Raw genomic sequence first — 17249 nt, forward strand, 5'->3', positions numbered from 1 at the left:
GGCATCAAGTGGTCGACGCGGATCAGACATTCGTCATCGTCGGAGGAGGACTCGCCGGCGCAAAGGCGGCCGAGACGCTCCGCGCGGAGGGCTTCACCGGGCGGGTGATACTGATCTGCGACGAACGCGACCACCCCTACGAGCGGCCGCCCCTCTCCAAGGGCTACCTCCTCGGCAAGGAGGAGCGCGACAGCATCTTCGTGCACGAGCCCGCCTGGTACGCGCGCAACGACATCGAGCTGCACCTCGGCCAGACCGTCGACGCGATCGACCGTACGGCGAAGACGGTCCGGTTCGGCGAGGACGGCACCGTCGTCCACTACGACAAGCTCCTGCTGGCCACCGGCGCAGAGCCGCGCCGCCTGGACATCCCGGGCACCGACCTGGCCGGCGTCCACCATCTGCGCCGGCTCGCGCACGCCGAGCGCCTCAAGGGCGTCCTGACCTCGCTCGGCCGGGACAACGGGCACATCGTGATCGCCGGCGCCGGCTGGATCGGCCTGGAGGTCGCGGCGGCGGCGCGGGAGTACGGCGCCGAGGTCACCGTCGTCGAGCCGGAGCCGACGCCGCTGCACGGTGTGCTGGGCCCGGAGCTGGGCGGGCTCTTCGGGGAGCTGCACCGGGAGCACGGCGTGCGCTTCCACTTCGGGCGGCGGCTGACGGAGATCGTCGGCCAGGACGGCATGGTGCTGGCCGCGCGCACCGACGACGGCGAGGAGCACCCGGCACACGATGTGCTGGCGGCGATCGGCGCGGCCCCGCGCATCGGCCTCGCGGAGGCGGCGGGGCTGGAGATCGCCGAGCGCGCGCACGGCCGTGGGGTCGTGGTGGACGAACAACTGCGCACCTCCGACCCCGACATCTACGCGGCCGGCGACGTCGCCTCCTTCCCGCACGCCCTCTTCGACACCCGGCTGCGCGTGGAGCACTGGGCCAACGCGCTCAACGGCGGCCCGGCGGCGGCGCGGGCGATGCTCGGACAGGACATCACCTACGACCGCGTGCCCTACTTCTTCTCCGACCAGTACGACCTGGGGATGGAGTACAGCGGGTGGGCGCCCCCGGGGACGTACGACGAAGTGGTGATCCGCGGGGACGCCGGGAAGCGGGAGTTCATCGCGTTCTGGGTGCGGGAGAACCGGGTGCTCGCCGGGATGAATGTGAATGTGTGGGACGTCACAGATCCCATCCAGCGGCTGATCCGCTCGAAGGCACAGGTGAACACCCAGACCCTGGCGGACCCGCACGTTCCGCTCGAAAACCTCGTCCGTTAGCTGTCAGAGCGCCCCCGTAGAATTCACGCGTGGCTGGACGGATCAACGACGAGGACGTGAAGGCGGTACGGGACGCGGTCCCGATCGACGCCGTGGTGTCCGAGTACCTCCAGCTGCGCAGCGCGGGCGGGGGCAACCTCAAGGGGCTCTGCCCGTTCCACGACGAGAAGTCGCCGTCCTTCCAGGTCAGCCCGAGCAAGGGACTCTTCCACTGCTTCGGCTGCCAGGAGGGCGGCGACACCATCACGTTCGTGATGAAGGTCGACCACCTCTCCTTCTCGGAGGCGGTCGAGCGGCTCGCCGGCCAGGCGGGCATCACCCTGCGCTACGAGGAGGGCGGGTACAACCCCGCCCACCAGCGCGGCGAACGCATCCGCCTGGTCGAGGCCCACAAGATCGCCGCCGAATGGTACGCCGAGCAGCTGGCGTCCGGCCCCGAGGCGGACACCGGCCGGGTCTTCCTCGCCGAGCGCGGCTTCGACCAGGCCGCGGCCGTCCACTTCGGCGTCGGCTACAGCCCCCAGGGCTGGGACCACCTCACCCGCTACCTGCGCGGCAAGGGCTTCAGCGACAAGGAACTGATCCTCTCCGGGCTGTCGCAGGAGGGCCGCCGCGGCCCGATCGACCGCTTCCGGGGACGGCTCATGTGGCCCATCCGGGACATCGCCGGCGACGTCGTCGGCTTCGGCGCCCGCAAGCTCTACGAGGCGGACAACGGCCCGAAGTACCTCAACACGCCCGACACGGCGATCTACAAGAAGTCCCAGGTCCTCTACGGCATCGACCTCGCCAAGCAGCACATCGCCAAGAGCAGCCGGGCCGTCGTCGTCGAGGGCTACACGGACGTCATGGCCTGCCACCTCGCCGGCGTCACCACGGCCATCGCGACCTGCGGCACGGCTTTCGGCGGCGAGCACATCCGGATCCTGCGCCGACTGCTCATGGACAACGGCTCGGCCCGCGTCATCTTCACCTTCGACGGCGACGCGGCCGGCCAGAAGGCGGCGCTGCGCGCCTTCGAGGACGACCAGAAGTTCGCCGCCGAGACCTACATCGCCATCGCCCCGGACGGCATGGACCCCTGCGAACTGCGCCTGGCGAAGGGCGACGACGCGGTGGCCGACCTGGCCGAACCGCGCACCCCGCTGTTCGAGTTCGCGCTGCGGAAGATCGTCGAGCGCTACGACCTCGACACGCCCGGCGGGCGGGCGGCCGCACTGGACGAGGCGGTCCCGGTGGTGGCCAAGATCAAGGAGTTCACACAGCGGCGCGAGGTCGCGGTGCAGCTGGCCGGTCTCGTCGGCATCCGCGACGAGGAGTACGTCGTGGACCGCGTCGGTCACACCAGCCGCCGGAACGGCGGGCGGCAGCGCTCGGCGCCGTCGCGCGGCATGCGGCGCTTCGAGGAGGCGGCGGCCCCGCGCCAAGCCGTCTCCGGCCCGTCCCTCACCCTGCGCAACCCCGTCTACATCACCGAACGGGAGCTGCTCAAACTGGCCCTGCAGCGCCCCGAGTTGGTGTCACCGATCTTCGACGCCTTCGGGGTCGACGAGTTCACCGCCGAACCGTACGCGGCCGTGCGCCAGGCCATCCTCGACGCGGGCGGCGCGGAGTACGGCCTGCAGGATCCCCAGGAGTATCTGCACCAGGTCCGGGAGGCGGCGCCGAACGACGCGGTGAAGGCGATGGTCACCGAACTCGCCGTGGAACCGATCAGACGCAAGACCGTCGACGAGCCGTATGCCGGTGCCCAGTTGGTCACCGTCCGCCGCCGAGCCGTCGAGCGGCGGGTCGCCGAGATCCACGTCACCCTGACGCGGCTGGGCCAGCACGGCGACCCCGCCCAACTGGCCGCCGTACAGAACGAGCTGTGGGTCCTGCAGCAGTACGACCAGGCGCTGCAAGCGCAGGGCCCGGCCGCCCTCTGAGCGCGCGGTCACGGACCGGACGCAAAAAGTCACCGCACGCCCCTCGTGGCGGCGATGTGTCGTACTCCACACTGGGTTCCGGTGCCTGAGTCCTCGGAGCGCGGCCGATCCGTTCCTCACGGGTCCCACACCCCCGCGGTTCCGCTCATCGCGTACGGGACGGACAGCGGCGAGGCCGCCGACTCCGCCCTCGAAGCAGCGCTGCCGTATGACTCGGCAGCGATCATCCTGGAGGTCGCCCCCGTGCAGACCCAGACCCTCAGTCAGACCAGTACGGACGCCACGGAGCCGGACGCGGAGACGGACGTCCTCGTCGCGGTGCCGCCGCAGAGCCGTGTCGCGCACCATCCCGAGGCGGAATCCGATACCGCGCCCGAGCCGGCGGAGCCGCCGGCCGAGGCGCTGGAAGCCGCCGAACCGGTCGAGGCGCCGCTGCCCCCGCGCGCCCGCGCCGACACCGGCGGCCCCTCCTCCGACCTCTTCCGCCAGTACCTGCGGGAGATCGGCCGCATCCCGCTGCTGACGGCGGCCGAGGAGGTCGAACTCGCCCGCCGCGTCGAGGCCGGGCTGTTCGCCGAGGAGAAGCTGAGCAACACCCCCGACCTGGACAGCCAGTTGGCGCTGGACCTGGACCGGCTGGTCGTCATGGGCCGGATGGCCAAGCGCCGCCTGATCGAGGCGAACCTGCGGCTCGTGGTGTCCGTCGCCAAGCGGTACGTCGGCCGCGGCCTGACCATGCTCGACCTGGTCCAGGAGGGAAACCTCGGCCTGATCCGGGCGGTGGAGAAGTTCGACTACGCCCGCGGCTACAAGTTCTCGACGTACGCCACCTGGTGGATCCGCCAGGCCATGTCCCGCGCCCTCGCCGACCAGGCCCGCACCATCCGGGTGCCGGTCCATGTCGTCGAGCTGATCAACCGGGTGGTCCGCGTCCAGCGCCGCATGCTCCAGGAACGCGGCTACGAACCCACGCCCGAAGAGGTCGCCGCCCACCTCGACCTCCTGCCCGAGCGCGTCAGCGAGGTCCTGCGCCTGGCCCAGGAACCGGTGTCGCTGCACGCGCCGGTGGGCGAGGAGGACGACGTGGCGCTCGGCGACCTCATCGAGGACGGCGACGCGACATCGCCGGTCGAGTCGGCAGCGTTCCTCCTCCTGCGGGAACACCTGGAAGCGGTCCTGTCGACCCTGGGGGAGCGGGAGCGGAAGGTCGTACAACTCAGGTACGGCCTGGCGGACGGCCGCCCGCGCACGCTGGAGGAGATAGGCCGCATATTCGGGGTGACGCGGGAGCGAATCAGGCAGATCGAGTCGAAGACCCTGAACAAGCTGCGGGACCACGCGTTCGCGGACCAGCTGAGGGGCTACCTGGACTGAGCGCAGGGTGCCGCTGTCGCAGCGGCACCCCGATGCCGGGAAACCCGCTCAGTCCACCTCAGCCACCGCCTGCGCGAACTGCGCCTTGTACAACCGCGCATAGGCCCCGTCCGCCGCCAGCAGCTCCCCGTGCGCCCCCTGTTCCACGATCGAGCCGTTCTCCATGACGAGGATCGTGTCCGCGTCCCGGATGGTGGACAACCGGTGCGCGATCACGAACGACGTACGCCCGTGCGCCAGTTTCGCCATCGCCTTCTGGATCAGCACCTCGGTACGGGTGTCGACCGACGACGTCGCCTCGTCCAGCACCAGGATCACCGGGTCGGACAGGAACGCCCGCGCGATCGTGATGAGCTGCTTCTCGCCCGCGCTGACCCCGCTGCCCTCGTCGTCGATCACCGTGTCGTACCCGTCGGGCAGCGTACGGATGAACCGGTCGGCGTGGGCGGCGCGCGCGGCCTCCTCGATCTCGCCCCGCGTGACCTCCCGGGACGCCCCATACGCGATGTTCTCCGCGATCGTCCCGCCGAACAGCCACGTGTCCTGCAGCACCATCCCGATCCCGGCGCGCAGCTCGTCCCGGGACATCCGGGAGATGTCGACCCCGTCCAGGGTGATCCGCCCGCCGGAGACCTCGTAGAACCGCATCAGCAGATTCACCAGCGTCGTCTTGCCGGCGCCCGTCGGACCGACGATCGCCACCGTGTGCCCCGGCTCCACCGCCAGCGACAGGTCCTCGATCAGCGGCTTCTCGGGGTCGTACCGGAAGGACACCCCCTCCAGCGCCACCCGCCCGCGCAGCTCCTCCGGCCGCACCCCCGGCACCGGATCCGCCTCCTGCTCCTCCGCGTCCAGCAGCTCGAAGATCCGTTCCGCCGAGGCGACACCCGACTGCACGAGGTTCGCCATCGACGCGACCTGCGTCAGCGGCATCGAGAACTGCCGTGAGTACTGGATGAAGGCCTGTACGTCACCGATGGACAAGGACCCCGACGCGACGCGCAGCCCGCCGACGACCGCGACCAGCACATAGTTGATGTTCGACACGAACAGCATCAGCGGCTGCATGATCCCGCTGTTGAACTGCGCCTTGAAGCCCGCCTCGTACAGCGCCTCGTTCTGCTCGGCGAACTGCTGCGCCGACTCCTCCTGCCGGCCGAACACCTTCACCAGGGTGTGCCCGGTGTACATCTCCTCGACATGCGCGTTGAGCTTGCCGGTCGAGCGCCACTGCTGCACGAAGTGCGGCTGCGAACGCTTGCCCACGCGCGTGGCGACGAAGAACGACAGCGGCACCGTCACCAGCGCGACCAGCGCCAGCAGCCACGACACCCAGAACATCATCACCAGCACCCCGATGATGGTCAGCACCGAGTTGATGAGCTGCCCCATCGACTGCTGGAGCGTCTGCCCGATGTTGTCGATGTCGTTCGTCGCCCGCGACAGCACCTCACCGCGCTGCCGCTTGTCGAAGTACGACAGCGGCAGCCGCGACAGCTTCGCTTGAACATGCTCACGCATCCGGTACATCGTGCGGTTCACGGCCCGGTTCACCAGCCGCGTCGCCACCGCCATCAGCAGACCGGCGACGACGAACACGCCGAGCGCGAAGAGCAGTACGTTCCCCACGGCCGCGAAGTCGATGCCCTGGCCGGGGGTGAAGTCGGTGCCGCGCAGCATGTCGGCGATCTCGCCGTCGCCGCGCTCGCGCATCGCCGCGAGGACCTGCTCCTTGGTCGTCCCGGACTCGAACCGCCGCCCGACGATGCCCGCGAAGACCAGGTCGGTGGCCGCACCGAGGATCTTCGGCCCGGCGACCGACAGGCCCACGCTCACGACCACGCAGAGCAGCAGCACGTAGAGGGTGAGCCGCTCCGGCTTGAACTGGCCGATGAGCCGCTTGCCCGACTCCTTGAAGTTCAGCGAGCGCTGATCGGGACCGCCGCCGGCCATCATCCGTCCCATGGGCCCGGCCATCAGGCGGCCTCCGCTTCCGTGAGCTGGGAGAGCACGATCTCCCGGTACGTCTCGTTGTCCGCCATCAGCTCGTGGTGCCGGCCCGTGCCGACGACCCGTCCCTCGTCGAGGACGACGATCCGGTCCGCGTCCCGGATGGTCGCCACCCGCTGGGCGACGATGACGACGGTCGCCTCGGAGGTCTCGCGCGCCAGCGCGGCACGCAGCGCGGCGTCGGTGGCGTAGTCGAGGGCGGAGAAGGAGTCGTCGAAGAGGTAGATCTCCGGGCGCTGCACGAGCGTTCGCGCGATCGCCAGCCGCTGCCGCTGACCGCCGGAGACGTTCGTGCCGCCCTGCGCGATGGGGGAGTCGAGCCCGTTCTCCAGCCGCTGCACGAACTCCTTGGCCTGCGCCACCTCCAGCGCGTGCCACAGCTCCTCGTCCGTCGCGTCCGGGTTGCCGTAGCGCAGGTTGGTCGCCACCGTCCCGGCGAACAGATACGGCTTCTGCGGCACGAGGCTCACGGTCTTCGCCAGCAGCCGGGGATCGACGTCCGCCACGTCCTCGCCGTCCACGAGGACCCGGCCGTCGGTGGCGTCGAACAGCCGGGGGACCAGCCCCAGCAGGGTCGACTTGCCGCTGCCGGTCGAGCCGATCACGGCGGTCACCTCACCGGGCCGGGCGACCAGGTCGACCGACCTCAGCACCGGCTCCTCGGCACCCGGATAGCGGAAGCCCGCGCCCCGGATCTCCAGATGACCGTGCCGGCGCAGCTCCCGCACGGGGCTGGTCGGCGGCACGACACTGGACTCGGTGTCCAGGACCTCCTGGATGCGCTCGGCGCACACCTCCGCGCGCGGCACCATCATGAACATGAAGGTGGCCATCATCACGGACATCACGATCTGCATGAGATACGCGAGGAACGCGGTCAGATCACCGATCTGCATGCCGCCGCTGTCGATGCGATGGGCGCCGAACCACACCACCGCGATGGACGACAGGTTCACCACGGTCATGACGATCGGGAACATCAGCGCCAGCAGATTGCCGGTGCCCAGCGCCATCGCGGTGAGCCCGGTGTTGGCTTTCTCGAACCGCCGCTGCTCGTACTCGTCGCGCACGAAGGCGCGGATCACCCGGTTGCCGGTGATCTGCTCGCGCAGCACCCGGTTCACGGTGTCGAGGCGCTCCTGCATGGTCCGGAACAGCGGCCGCAGCCGTCGCACGATGAGGTACACGCTGATGCCGAGGGTGGGCACCACGGCCACCAGCACTCCCGACAGCGGCACGTCCAGGCCGAGCGCCAGCACGATGCCGCCGACGCACATGATGGGCGCCGACACCATCAGCGTGAACGTCATCAGCACCAGCATCTGCACCTGCTGGACGTCATTGGTCGTCCGGGTGATCAGCGAGGGCGCCCCGAAGTGGCCGACCTCACGCGCCGAGAACGACTGCACCCGGTCGAAGACGGCGGCCCGTACGTCCCGGCCGAGCGCCGCGGCGGTGCGGGCGCCGTAGTAGACGGCACCGATGTTGCACACGACCTGCGCCAGCGAGATGCCGATCATCAGGGCGCCGTAGGAGAGGATGTAGCCGGTGTCGCCGTTGACGACACCGTTGTCGATGATGTCCGCGTTCAGCGTGGGCAGGTAGAGCGTGGCGCAGGTCTGCAGGAACTGCAGCAGCACCAGCCAGGCGATGGGTTTTCGGTACGGACCGAGGTGGGCCCGCAGAAGTCGTATGAGCACGCTGCTTCTCTCGGAGTGGACGAGTCGGCGACGGGGCGATTGGTTGCCCTTGGCCCCTATCGTCGAACACTCCACCCGCGTTACCTCAACCGATTAAGCCGTCGGCGGGGCTTCGTACGGCTTTCCGGGTGCGCTTACTACCGGTCTCTTACCTTCCGCTCGGCCGGGGAAGGACGAGCGCTATGGCCGGAACGCCCCGGGATGCGTCTGATCCCGCACCGACACGAACTGCTGCCGCACCGCCTGCCCCACCGCCAGCTCCTCACCCGGCTCCAGGACCTGCGCGGCGGCGCCCTGCCACATCGGCGGCGTGCGCGGATCGAGCGTCCCCTGCGACACCCCGAGCGCCCAGGCGGCCTGCCGGGCGGCGCCGATCGCCGCGTAGTCCGCGGGCTGCGGTACGACGACCTGCGTCCCGAACAGCGAGGGCGCCGCGGCCTGCACGGCCGGCAGCTCGGCGACCGCCCCGAGCAGGAAGACCCGCCGTACCTCGACCCCCCGGCCGCGCAGCACGTCGAGCGCGTCCGCGAGCCCGCACAGCATGCCCTCGAACGCGGCCCGCGCCAGATGCTCCGGCTTCATCGACTCCCGTCGCAGCCCCGCCAGCGTGCCCGCCGTGTGCGGCAGATGCGGCGTCCGCTCACCTTCCAGATAGGGCAGCAGCACCAGCCCATGAGCCCCCGGCGTCGACTTCATCGCCAGGTCGGACAGTCCCTCCAGGTCCGGCACACCGAGGAGTTCGGCGGTGCCGCGCAGGGTGCGTACGGCGTTGAGGGTGGTGACGACCGGCAGATGCATGCCGGTCGCGTCGGCCAGGGAGGTGATCATCCCGCTGCTGTCGACCAGCGCCTCGGGGTGCACGGCCATCACCGACCCGGAGGCACCGAGCGACACGACGGCGTCGCCAAGGCCGATGCCGAGACCGAAGGCGGCGGCCATGGTCTCGCCGGTCCCCGCGGAGATGAGGAGCCCTTCGGGGGTCGTACCGGCCGCCTCCGCGGGACCGATCACCTCGGGCAGCATCGCCTGGTGGCCGAGCGCCAGCTCGACGAGATCGGAACGGTAGGCGCCGGTGGCCGCCGACCAGTAACCCGTCCCGGAGGCCCCACCCCGATCTGTGGTCCTTCTCACGGGCCGGCCCAGCAACTGCCACACCAGCCAGTCGTGCGCCTGCATCAGAACGGTGGCGCGTACGGCGTTCTCCGGCTCGGTCTTGGCGAGCCAGCGCAGCTTGGTCACCGGCTGCGCGGCCTGCGGCACACACCCCACGGCCTGCGCCCACGCCTCGCGCCCGCCCAGCGCGTCGATCAGATCGGCCGCCGCGACCTGCGCGCGCTTGTCGCCGCCGACCATCGCCGGGCGCACGGTGCCGCCCTGCGCGTCCAGCGGGACCACCGCGTTCTGCTGCGCGGACACGCCGATGGCCTGCACACCTTCGAGCAGCCCGCCGCCGGCCGCCTCACCGAGGGACAGCAGCCAGGCCTGCGGGTCGACGTCGGAGGGGCGCGCGGTGCCTTCCGGCGATTCCACCGGGTGCGGGGCGTACCCCTGCCTGAGCACGGCGCCTGAGTCCGTGTCGCAGACGACGATGCGAGTGAAATCGGGCGAACTGTCCAGCCCGGCGACTATCCCCATGGCCCCAATTGTGCCGTGGCGCTGCGCCGGCTTGGGCCGTGGGCGCCGTTGGGGTGTGGGTTGTGTTCCGGGTGCGGGTGCGTCGTGGCTGGTCGCGCAGTTCCCCGCGCCCCTTGGCGGCGTTGCCGTCCCCGGCGCCCACAGGTGCTGCTACGTATTGCTGGTTCCCCAGTCGTCCTCCGCGCCGCCGTTGTGGGCACTTCGTTCGCGGAGGTTGCGGACTCGTTGGGCCACCGTCTCGGGGACTCGGTCGCCGACCCTCTCGCTGACCGTGTGGTACGCCTTGCCCGCGAAGTGGCGGCCCTGCTGGGCGGCCGACTCGGCGGTGTTGCGGACGGCGGGGTTCTGGGAGATCTCCCGGGCCGTCTTCTTGAGCTGCTCGTAGCGCTCGCGTCCGGCGCGCGTGCCGAGCACGTAACCGACGGCGAGTCCGATGACGAACGTGAGCCGGTAGCGCATGGCGGCCACCCTTCCCTTGGTGTGGGGGAACCGATTGGCGGAGCACCCCCCTGCTTGCGCTAATGTATGTGTCGCAGCGAGCGCACGCCCCCTGGCGATTACCCAGGTAGGTACGTTCGAAGCAACGAGGCATTCCTCCGTAGCTCAATTGGCAGAGCAGCCGGCTGTTAACCGGCAGGTTACTGGTTCGAGTCCAGTCGGGGGAGCTCGGTCCTCCGTAGCTCAATTGGCAGAGCAGCCGGCTGTTAACCGGCAGGTTACTGGTTCGAGTCCAGTCGGGGGAGCATGCTGAACGAGGACCCCTCAGGGGTCCTTTTTCATGCCCGATCACGTGTCGTGGGAACCGTGCAGGTCGTGGCGGTGTCCTTCAGGGCATGCGAAGTCGACCATACGAAGCAGGAGATCGTATGAGCGGCTATGCTGCGGCAGACGGCGCGCACACTTGTACGCGACACGCCGCTATGGGGCGGTAGCTCAGCCGGTTAGAGCAGCGGACTCATAATCCGTCGGCCGTGGGTTCGAGTCCCACCCGCCCCACTCTCGCATCGTGGCGCAGGAACGTTTTCACCTGGGGCGCAGTGTCGGCCCCTCCTTTGAGGAGGGGCTTTCGTCGTCTCCGATGATCGTTAGCTCAGTCGATGCTCAACCGAAGTGCAGACGATCAAGGCATGTAGCTCCCGGCGCTCGGCTCGCCCTGGGACACTCTCCGCTGTGAAGCGCCTGAGTGACCTCCGGACCCTGACCACCATTGCGACGCTCGCGATCATCGCGGCAGGCATGACGTTGGTGCTTGGCACCATCTTCTCGGGCTGGACGTTGGGGCTCCGGACCGATGATCGAGCTGTCATCGTGAATACGGCCCTAGTGATCTACACCTGTCTCCTCACAGCCGCAGCCGCGGTTGTGGCGTTGTTGGCATACAGGGCCGCTACCGGGCGCCCGGAGCTGGACATTGAGATCACCTTCAACTTCAGCTCTCCGAACGAACCCGTCTTCGTGGCCGAGAGCGACGAGGACGACACCTTGGAAGGGCGCCTGATCGCGGGCTTCAAGCAGACATGGGCAACGGTGGGGCTGAGGAACGCAAGTAGGTATGCCGCCAAGAACCCAGGCGTCCGAATTGAGCTTGAGGGGCTGGGGGGATTCGGCGGACAGGATGGTTGGGAGCAGGTGGCCTTCACCACCTCTGTTGGGGTCTCTGCGATTCAATGGGACGGTGGAGCCGACAGCATCGTTCACGGCAACTGGTCGCGTGTGCTGCCCCCACTTGATCTTGCTGGTGTTCGAGAGCTCGTCCCTGGTGGTGCTGCCTTTGTCGTCACGATCGTGGCGGATGGCGTCTCGCCTGTTATCAGGCGGCTGCCGGTCCGCATCCTGAACCAGGACGAGTACGCGATATACACGGAGCAACGAGCACAGCGATTGGCGCAGGCGTGATGAGCCGCTCGTAGCGTTCGGATTGACATGGAGAGGCCCCGGCCGTCGTCACGGGGGAGGACGGAGCGGCCGGGGCCGTCGAACCCGCCCCGCTGGGCGCTTCCGGCAACACCGGCGGGACGGGCGTCTGGGATGGGCGGGGTCAGTCGCCGGACAGGGCGCGGGTGATCAGGATGCGGGCCAGGAGGCGCTCGGCGGTGTCGTCGGGCTTGACGAGGTGGGCGTGCTCGCGGTGTGCGTAGACGTCCCAGCCGGGGCCGGACATGGCTGGCTCGTGCCACAGGAACACGGCGTCTTCGGGGTCGGTGATCAGGCCGTCGCAGTGACGGCACACGTGCAGCGCGGTCACGACATGCGCCTGTTCCAGCGGTGGCAGGTGCAGCCGCAGCGGCGTTGTAGGAGGATGCCGCGGCTATGGGGCAGCGGGATGTCCTCGGTCCGGCGGCACTGCTGATGCACGTTGCTGTAGCCAGGCTGGCGAGCCAAGGTGCACTCGGCGGACAGGGGCGGCGCCTCGGTCACGGTCATGACGCCGTCTCGCCGAGCCGCTCGTGATGGTCGCAGAGCGAATCGAGGACGCGGGCCAGCTTCCGGGCGTGGACGACGCGGGCCTCCAGCGTGGGCCCCGGTGCGACGCTCAGCTTCCTGCGTGCCTCGCCGACGCACGCGAGCGCACAGTACGTCTGCACGCTGTACGGGCGGGGGCCTGCCGTCTCCGCGACCTCGGGGATGAGCAGCTCCAGGTGCCCGCGCAGCGCAGCGGCGAGCGTGTCCACCTCGGCGGCCGGCGGGAGGAGGTCGGGTGCATCGTCCGGGCCGAGAACACGGCGCGTGGTCTCCCGCATCGTCTCGATGTCCGGCGGCGCCTGGCCCTGCTCTGCCGTGGTCGGCGGGTGCGTGGTACTTGTAGCCATGTTGCAGCTCCTTCGTAGCTGTGGCCGCGCCCCGGGAGGCCCCACCTCGCCGGGGTCTTTCCGTACCCGCCGACGCTAGGAAGCCGCTCGCCGTCTCAGCTACGAAGTTGCACCGAATTACACGGCACTTTTAGACCACTGGTCATGGCCGACATGCGCTCTTGACCCTGTGCCCTATGAGTACGACTGTGGTGTAAATCGCTGCAACCGACCTAGCGCGGGAGGCCAGCCACCATGACCATTCACTTCGTCGGGATCGACCCCGAGACAGACGAGGACGGATGCCCCACAGTCTGGGTGGATACAGGAGCGGAGGACCTGCTGATCCAGAGCTACCAGGCCGACGACCAGACGACCGCGACGTGTGATGCGCTGTCTCCGGCGAGGGCGCCGATCCCGCCGGGCGAGACCGTCATCAGGGTCCCGAAGCGAATGATCCCGATCATCAGGAAGGCGTGCGATGAGCTCGATCCCGGAGTTCGCTGAACTCCTCGCCGACACCACCACGTCGGCTGTCCATCTGGAGATGCGGGACGCCTACTTCACGAACCCGCGCTTCGAAGCGTGGGCGGACGGCGAGCGCGTCGACTGGGACGACCGGGCTTCCTGGTGGCGCCCGTTCCACCAGGACATCGCGGACGCCGTAGCCCGCGGTGTAATCGTGCGACGGGCCCGCATCGTGTCCGAGCCGGTCACCGACTACATCGCATGGGAGCACTACCAGACCCGCGCCAATGTCGAGGCCGGTGAGCTCGTACGCTGGCTTCCCCGCCATCGGGCATGGGACCTGCTGCTGCCGGGCACCGATCTGTGGATCTTCGACGGGCGGCTGATGCGCGTCCACCATTTCTCCGGTGACGGCGAGTGGATCAGCAAGGAACTCTGCGACGATCCCGCCGTGGTCGGGCAGCACGCAGGCGCGTTCGAGCGGGTCTGGGAGCGGGCCATCCCGCACGACCAGTACGAGGTCAAGTAGCCAGCCATGTCCACGTTCCCCACGTCCAGCGTGCAGGAAGCGCGCGCAGCTCTCGCAGGCCGCCTGCGAGAGCTGCGCCTGGACGCGGGCATCACGGGCAAGCAACTGGCTGGGCTGTGCGACTGGTCCGTGGCCAAGTCCTCCAGAATCGAGAACGCCGTCACTGCCCCATCGGACGCGGACATCCGCGCTTGGTGCACGGCCTGCGGCGCCGCGGACCAGGCGGCCGACCTCATCGCTGCCAATCGGCAGGCCGACGCCATGTACCTCCAATGGAAGCGCCTGCAACGCACGGGCATGAAGCAGCTCGCGGAGACGTCCGCCAAGCTGTACGAGCGCACGCGCCTGTTCCGCGTGTACGCCTCTCACGTCATGCCCGGCTACCTCCAGACGCCCGGCTACGCGACCGCACTCATGGGCACGATCGCGGGCTTCCGCGGTACCCCGGACGACGTGAGCGAGGCGGTCGCGGTCCGTATGCGCCGTGCCCGGGTCATCCACGAAGGCGACCACCGCTTCGCCACGCTCATCGAAGAGGACGTCCTCAACCACCGAATCGGCGACCAGGAAGTGATGGCCAGCCAACTCGGCAACCTGCTCGCCGCGATGACCCTGCCGTCCATGTCGCTGGGCATCATCCCGGCCGCGGCCGCCCGGGAGGGCGTCATGTGGCCGCTTGAGCAGTTCACGGTCTTCGACGATGCACGGATCCACGTGGAGCTGCTTGCCGCAAAGGTGACCGTCACCGCCCCGGGCGAGTTGGATATCTACCTGCGGGCGTTCGCGCGGCTCGCGGAACTGGCCGTGTACGGGGCGGAGGCGCGTGCCCTGATCCTGAAGGCCATCGAGGCGCTGCATTGAGCAAATTGCAGTATGGACACCGCATGCCTTGCCATACTTGCGGCACACGAACGTACAGGGATGGCCCAGTCTTGATCCTGCTGAGTGTCGTTGCGCTCTGCGCACTGTCTTCCATGTCCGTCAGTGCCTTGTGCAACCTGACGAAGCGCCTGAAGAAGGGTCGGGTGGTCGCAATGGAGATGAGGCTGAAGTTTCGTGGTCGCACAGCGGCTGTCATGTCGCTGGCTTTCCTGCCTGCTTGGGGTCTGATCAGCTCTAGCCGGGTCGGGTCGTCCCTGTATCCCCATTGATGTGGCCGCCGGATACGAGCAGTGCCGCTGACCTGTGGGCATGACGAGTCGCCCCCTGCACGGCCGTGGGGAACCGTGCAGGGGGCGCGTTGTTCAGGGGGATGCCACGACGTCCTGGAGCGTTCTCATGCAGGGATGACAGTGCGCGTCCGTCGGGTTCCGCGGACGGGGCTTTTCCCGCTTCTCCACCCCGCACAGCGTGCTGCTCTTGTCAGCGGCCAGGACATGCCATACGGGTGTCCCTGAGGCATCTGGGCCGCACCACATTTCGTGCATTGCCGACTCCCTCCGGCTGGGCATGGAGGACACCCCTCATTCGAGCACGGCGCAGGTCGCAACGACGCGTTGTGACGGCCATGCGGGTGACCCACTGGGAGTGGCTACGTCGCCCCCGGACACGACGAAGCGCCCCCTGCACAACCCATGGCGGGCTGCACAGGGGGCAGCGGTCAGCGCCCTCGGAAAGCGAGGATCGCCGCAAGCAAGTAGAGGGTGGCGGCGGCCAACTCGGCGTCAGCGCAGTAGAGAGCGATGATCTGGGCGGTCGTCATGCGAACTCCTGAACGGAGGCGCAGGCCCGGCCCACAACCAGCGGCGTTCTACGCAATCTGAGTCAATCACGAGAGAGAGCCGGCCGGTAGGGCCGACTGGATGACTTTCACGCCGGGGAGCCCGAGCACGCAGGAAGCCCCCTGCACGAGCCCGTACGCGGGCTCGTGCAGGGGGTGACTTGTGCTTGTCGTGGTTCAGCGGGTGTCGCGTTCGGCGAGGGCCTCGGCGACAGCGTCCTTGATCCGCTGTTTGAGCGCCCCGTTCGTGTTGTGCTCGATCTGCCCCAGCTTCGGCGCGACGTATCCCGCCGCCAGGATCGGGCCCACCAGAGCGACGTACTCCACCGTCGCTTCGCCCGCGATCGCCAGCGCCACGAACCCCGCCACCGAGATGCCGAAGATGGCGACCACGGACCACGCGGCCTGCTGTCTGCTGCTCATGGGTCAGTCCTTCACGTCGAAGCCGTGCCGCTTGCCGAGCTTGGTCAGCGACGTCTTGCCGGGGATGCCGTCCGCGTCCCGCCCGCGGTAGCCGAGACGCCGCTGCCACGCCGCGTAGGCGGACACCGTGGCCGAGCCGAAGTGGCCGTCGTCGTACCGCTTGGAGAGGAGGCCCTCGTCGACGAGCGCGGCCTCCACCGTCCGCACCCCGCTGTATGAGACGGGCGTGCCACGCTTGGGCGGGTCCTGGCGGGCCGCGCCGCGCAGCCGGGACAGGTCGACGACCGGCCGCTTCGGTGTCGGCAGCGGTGCGGCCGGATTCTTCGAGCCGAGGCGCTTGCCGATCCGGCTCCGCATGCTGTCCATCGTGAAGCCGCGCGGGTCGACCTTCCCCGGCTGCCACTCCAGGTGGCCGATGACGGATCGTTCCGTCCAGCCGTGGTGGCGGCAGATCGCCGCTGACACTCGCTCGATCGCGAGCAGTTGGGCTTCGGGCCATGGGTCTTTGCCGTCGCCGAGGTTGATGCACTCGAAGCCGTAGAGGTGGCGGTTGCCGTCCGTCGTCGCCTCGTTGTCTGCGGGGAGCGCCCGTTCGGCGATGACCGCGCGCAGGACGTCGTCGTCGCCGAGGCCGGCGTGGTTGGCGCGGCCGTAGCCGACGAGATGGACGACGCCCTGTTTGTCGATGACGCCGTGGCACAGCGGGCCGGGAAGCCCGGAGTAGCCGTCGCGGCAGATCCTCACCGAGGCGTCGGTGCCCTTGGTGACGGTGTGGTGGATCATCACGCCGTGCACTGGGCCCCAGGGGCCCTTGTGGTTGCGGTTGTGGGACTCCCAGTCGCCGACCTCGACGACAGCGAGGCCTTCGGCGCGCAGCAGCGCGGCGAACGTGGATGCGCTCGGTGCGGTGGCCATGGGTACCTCCAGACATGACGAAGGCCCCGGCCATCGGCGCGGGGCTTGCGGGGTGTGCGGGTGAGGCCCTGGTCAGGGCTCCTGGTTGAAGACGATGTGCAGGCGCAGGTTGCGGCCGGTGGCGATGGCCGATCCGTTCGACGTGCGCAGGGTGCAGATGCCGTCCGTGCCGATCACGAATCCGCCCGAGGCGGTGCCGTCGTCCCAGTGCCCGTTGATGGTGGATGCCGAGTTCGGGCGCCATCCTGCGGGGACGGTGCAGCACTGGGTGTCGCCGATGTTGCCGCCGGAGATGATGCTGATGCCTGCTCCGGTGTACTGGAGGTAGATGTTCAGCTCCACCGTCCCGGCCCGGCGGTTGGCCCAGAAGTTGTTCACCGTGAAGTCCGTGGCGGGCACCAGACCGGACGTCGTCTCCGCGTCGAGGGAGTAGTCGTTGAGCCGATCGGCAGTCATGATCATGCCGGAGAGCCACAGTGTCACA

16 protein-coding genes and 3 tRNA genes are annotated in these 17249 nt (G+C 69.0%); 10 read left to right on the forward strand and 9 right to left on the reverse strand.

The genetic code is table 11. From position 1 onward, the window contains the following. The first annotated feature begins 8 nt into the window (after positions 1-8). The 3 genes from ACP4J3_RS16615 (at position 9) to ACP4J3_RS16625 (ending at position 4576) form a co-directional block, all read left to right on the forward strand. Entirely contained in the window at positions 9-1274 is a 1266-nt protein-coding gene (locus ACP4J3_RS16615) for an NAD(P)/FAD-dependent oxidoreductase (RefSeq protein WP_426534965.1), read from the forward strand. Between the two features lie 29 nt (positions 1275-1303). Then, the gene (gene dnaG / locus ACP4J3_RS16620; protein WP_426534967.1) at positions 1304-3202 is read left to right on the forward strand and encodes a DNA primase; all 1899 of its coding nucleotides are present in this window, start codon (positions 1304-1306) and stop codon (positions 3200-3202) included. Between the two features lie 81 nt (positions 3203-3283). Further along, positions 3284-4576, forward strand: coding sequence for an RNA polymerase sigma factor (locus tag ACP4J3_RS16625; protein WP_426534969.1), 1293 nt, complete (start codon positions 3284-3286; stop codon positions 4574-4576). A 48-nt stretch (positions 4577-4624) separates the two neighbouring features. Here the strand turns inward: ACP4J3_RS16625 and ACP4J3_RS16630 are convergent, their stop codons facing one another. The 4 genes from ACP4J3_RS16630 to ACP4J3_RS16645 form a co-directional block, all read right to left on the reverse strand. Beyond that, a complete protein-coding gene (locus tag ACP4J3_RS16630; protein ID WP_426534971.1) occupies positions 4625-6553 on the reverse strand; it encodes an ABC transporter ATP-binding protein in 1929 nt (642 codons plus the stop codon). After that, positions 6553-8286, reverse strand: a complete 1734-nt coding sequence (locus ACP4J3_RS16635) for an ABC transporter ATP-binding protein (protein WP_426534973.1) — start codon at positions 8284-8286, stop codon at positions 6553-6555. The genes ACP4J3_RS16630 and ACP4J3_RS16635 overlap by 1 nt, the downstream gene beginning before the upstream one ends. A gap of 180 nt (positions 8287-8466) precedes the next feature. Continuing rightward, positions 8467-9921, reverse strand: coding sequence for a xylulokinase (locus ACP4J3_RS16640; RefSeq protein ID WP_426534974.1), 1455 nt, complete (start codon positions 9919-9921; stop codon positions 8467-8469). A gap of 150 nt (positions 9922-10071) precedes the next feature. Then, positions 10072-10380 carry a YtxH domain-containing protein gene (locus ACP4J3_RS16645; protein ID WP_426534976.1) on the reverse strand — a complete coding sequence of 103 codons (309 nt, stop codon included), beginning with the start codon at positions 10378-10380 and terminating at the stop codon, positions 10072-10074. 133 nt (positions 10381-10513) lie between these two features. Between ACP4J3_RS16645 and ACP4J3_RS16650 the strand changes: the two genes are divergently transcribed. From ACP4J3_RS16650 to ACP4J3_RS16665, 4 genes are all read left to right on the forward strand, one after another. Further along, a tRNA-Asn gene (locus ACP4J3_RS16650) sits at positions 10514-10586 on the forward strand. A gap of 5 nt (positions 10587-10591) precedes the next feature. Then, positions 10592-10664: transfer RNA gene (locus ACP4J3_RS16655), tRNA-Asn, on the forward strand. Positions 10665-10843: 179 nt separating this feature from the next. After that, a tRNA-Ile gene (locus ACP4J3_RS16660) sits at positions 10844-10917 on the forward strand. Positions 10918-11091: 174 nt separating this feature from the next. Then, on the forward strand, positions 11092-11817 hold the full coding sequence (locus ACP4J3_RS16665; protein ID WP_426534978.1) for a hypothetical protein: 726 nt from the start codon (positions 11092-11094) through the stop codon (positions 11815-11817). A gap of 142 nt (positions 11818-11959) precedes the next feature. On the opposite strand, the gene ACP4J3_RS16670 is transcribed toward ACP4J3_RS16665, so the two are convergent. Both ACP4J3_RS16670 and ACP4J3_RS16675 read right to left on the reverse strand, forming a co-directional pair. Continuing rightward, positions 11960-12166 (reverse strand): hypothetical protein, encoded by a 207-nt coding sequence (locus tag ACP4J3_RS16670; protein ID WP_426534980.1) that lies wholly within the window; start codon positions 12164-12166, stop codon positions 11960-11962. Between the two features lie 175 nt (positions 12167-12341). Beyond that, complete coding sequence (locus ACP4J3_RS16675; RefSeq protein ID WP_426534982.1) at positions 12342-12731, reverse strand: DUF6415 family natural product biosynthesis protein; 390 nt, start codon at positions 12729-12731, stop codon at positions 12342-12344. Between the two features lie 234 nt (positions 12732-12965). On the opposite strand from ACP4J3_RS16675, the gene ACP4J3_RS16680 reads away from it, so the two are divergent. The 3 genes from ACP4J3_RS16680 to ACP4J3_RS16690 are packed head-to-tail and all read left to right on the forward strand — an operon-like array spanning position 12966 to position 14568. After that, entirely contained in the window at positions 12966-13217 is a 252-nt protein-coding gene (locus ACP4J3_RS16680) for a hypothetical protein (protein WP_426534984.1), read from the forward strand. Next, the gene (locus tag ACP4J3_RS16685) at positions 13192-13707 is read left to right on the forward strand and encodes a DUF6879 family protein (protein WP_426534986.1); all 516 of its coding nucleotides are present in this window, start codon (positions 13192-13194) and stop codon (positions 13705-13707) included. Before ACP4J3_RS16680 ends, ACP4J3_RS16685 begins: the two co-directional genes overlap by 26 nt. A gap of 6 nt (positions 13708-13713) precedes the next feature. Further along, positions 13714-14568 (forward strand): helix-turn-helix domain-containing protein, encoded by an 855-nt coding sequence (locus ACP4J3_RS16690; protein ID WP_426534988.1) that lies wholly within the window; start codon positions 13714-13716, stop codon positions 14566-14568. Between the two features lie 1036 nt (positions 14569-15604). On the opposite strand, the gene ACP4J3_RS16695 is transcribed toward ACP4J3_RS16690, so the two are convergent. The 3 genes from ACP4J3_RS16695 to ACP4J3_RS16705 all read right to left on the reverse strand — a co-directional run bounded on the left by ACP4J3_RS16695 (position 15605) and on the right by ACP4J3_RS16705 (position 17248). Further along, complete coding sequence (locus ACP4J3_RS16695) at positions 15605-15850, reverse strand: hypothetical protein (protein WP_426534990.1); 246 nt, start codon at positions 15848-15850, stop codon at positions 15605-15607. A 3-nt stretch (positions 15851-15853) separates the two neighbouring features. After that, the gene (locus tag ACP4J3_RS16700; protein ID WP_426534992.1) at positions 15854-16765 is read right to left on the reverse strand and encodes an N-acetylmuramoyl-L-alanine amidase; all 912 of its coding nucleotides are present in this window, start codon (positions 16763-16765) and stop codon (positions 15854-15856) included. A 72-nt stretch (positions 16766-16837) separates the two neighbouring features. Next, on the reverse strand, positions 16838-17248 hold the full coding sequence (locus tag ACP4J3_RS16705; protein WP_426534994.1) for a hypothetical protein: 411 nt from the start codon (positions 17246-17248) through the stop codon (positions 16838-16840). Between the last annotated feature and the right edge of the window lies 1 nt (position 17249).

Origin of the sequence: Streptomyces sp. UG1 (assembly GCF_049974585.1) — a bacterium.
Taxonomy (GTDB): domain Bacteria; phylum Actinomycetota; class Actinomycetes; order Streptomycetales; family Streptomycetaceae; genus Streptomyces.

Excerpts from the sequence above, each read along its gene's own strand:
- ACP4J3_RS16630 (WP_426534971.1), bottom strand. The coding sequence starts at position 6,553 with ATGGCCGGGCCCATGGGACGGATGATGGCCGGCGGCGGTCCCGATCAG.
- ACP4J3_RS16640 (WP_426534974.1), bottom strand. The coding sequence starts at position 9,921 with ATGGGGATAGTCGCCGGGCTGGACAGTTCGCCCGATTTCACTCGCATC.
- ACP4J3_RS16645 (WP_426534976.1), bottom strand. The coding sequence starts at position 10,380 with ATGCGCTACCGGCTCACGTTCGTCATCGGACTCGCCGTCGGTTACGTG.
- ACP4J3_RS16675 (WP_426534982.1), bottom strand. The coding sequence starts at position 12,731 with ATGGCTACAAGTACCACGCACCCGCCGACCACGGCAGAGCAGGGCCAG.
- ACP4J3_RS16680 (WP_426534984.1), top strand. The coding sequence starts at position 12,966 with ATGACCATTCACTTCGTCGGGATCGACCCCGAGACAGACGAGGACGGA.
- ACP4J3_RS16685 (WP_426534986.1), top strand. The coding sequence starts at position 13,192 with ATGAGCTCGATCCCGGAGTTCGCTGAACTCCTCGCCGACACCACCACG.
- ACP4J3_RS16690 (WP_426534988.1), top strand. The coding sequence starts at position 13,714 with ATGTCCACGTTCCCCACGTCCAGCGTGCAGGAAGCGCGCGCAGCTCTC.
- ACP4J3_RS16695 (WP_426534990.1), bottom strand. The coding sequence starts at position 15,850 with ATGAGCAGCAGACAGCAGGCCGCGTGGTCCGTGGTCGCCATCTTCGGC.
- ACP4J3_RS16700 (WP_426534992.1), bottom strand. The coding sequence starts at position 16,765 with ATGGCCACCGCACCGAGCGCATCCACGTTCGCCGCGCTGCTGCGCGCC.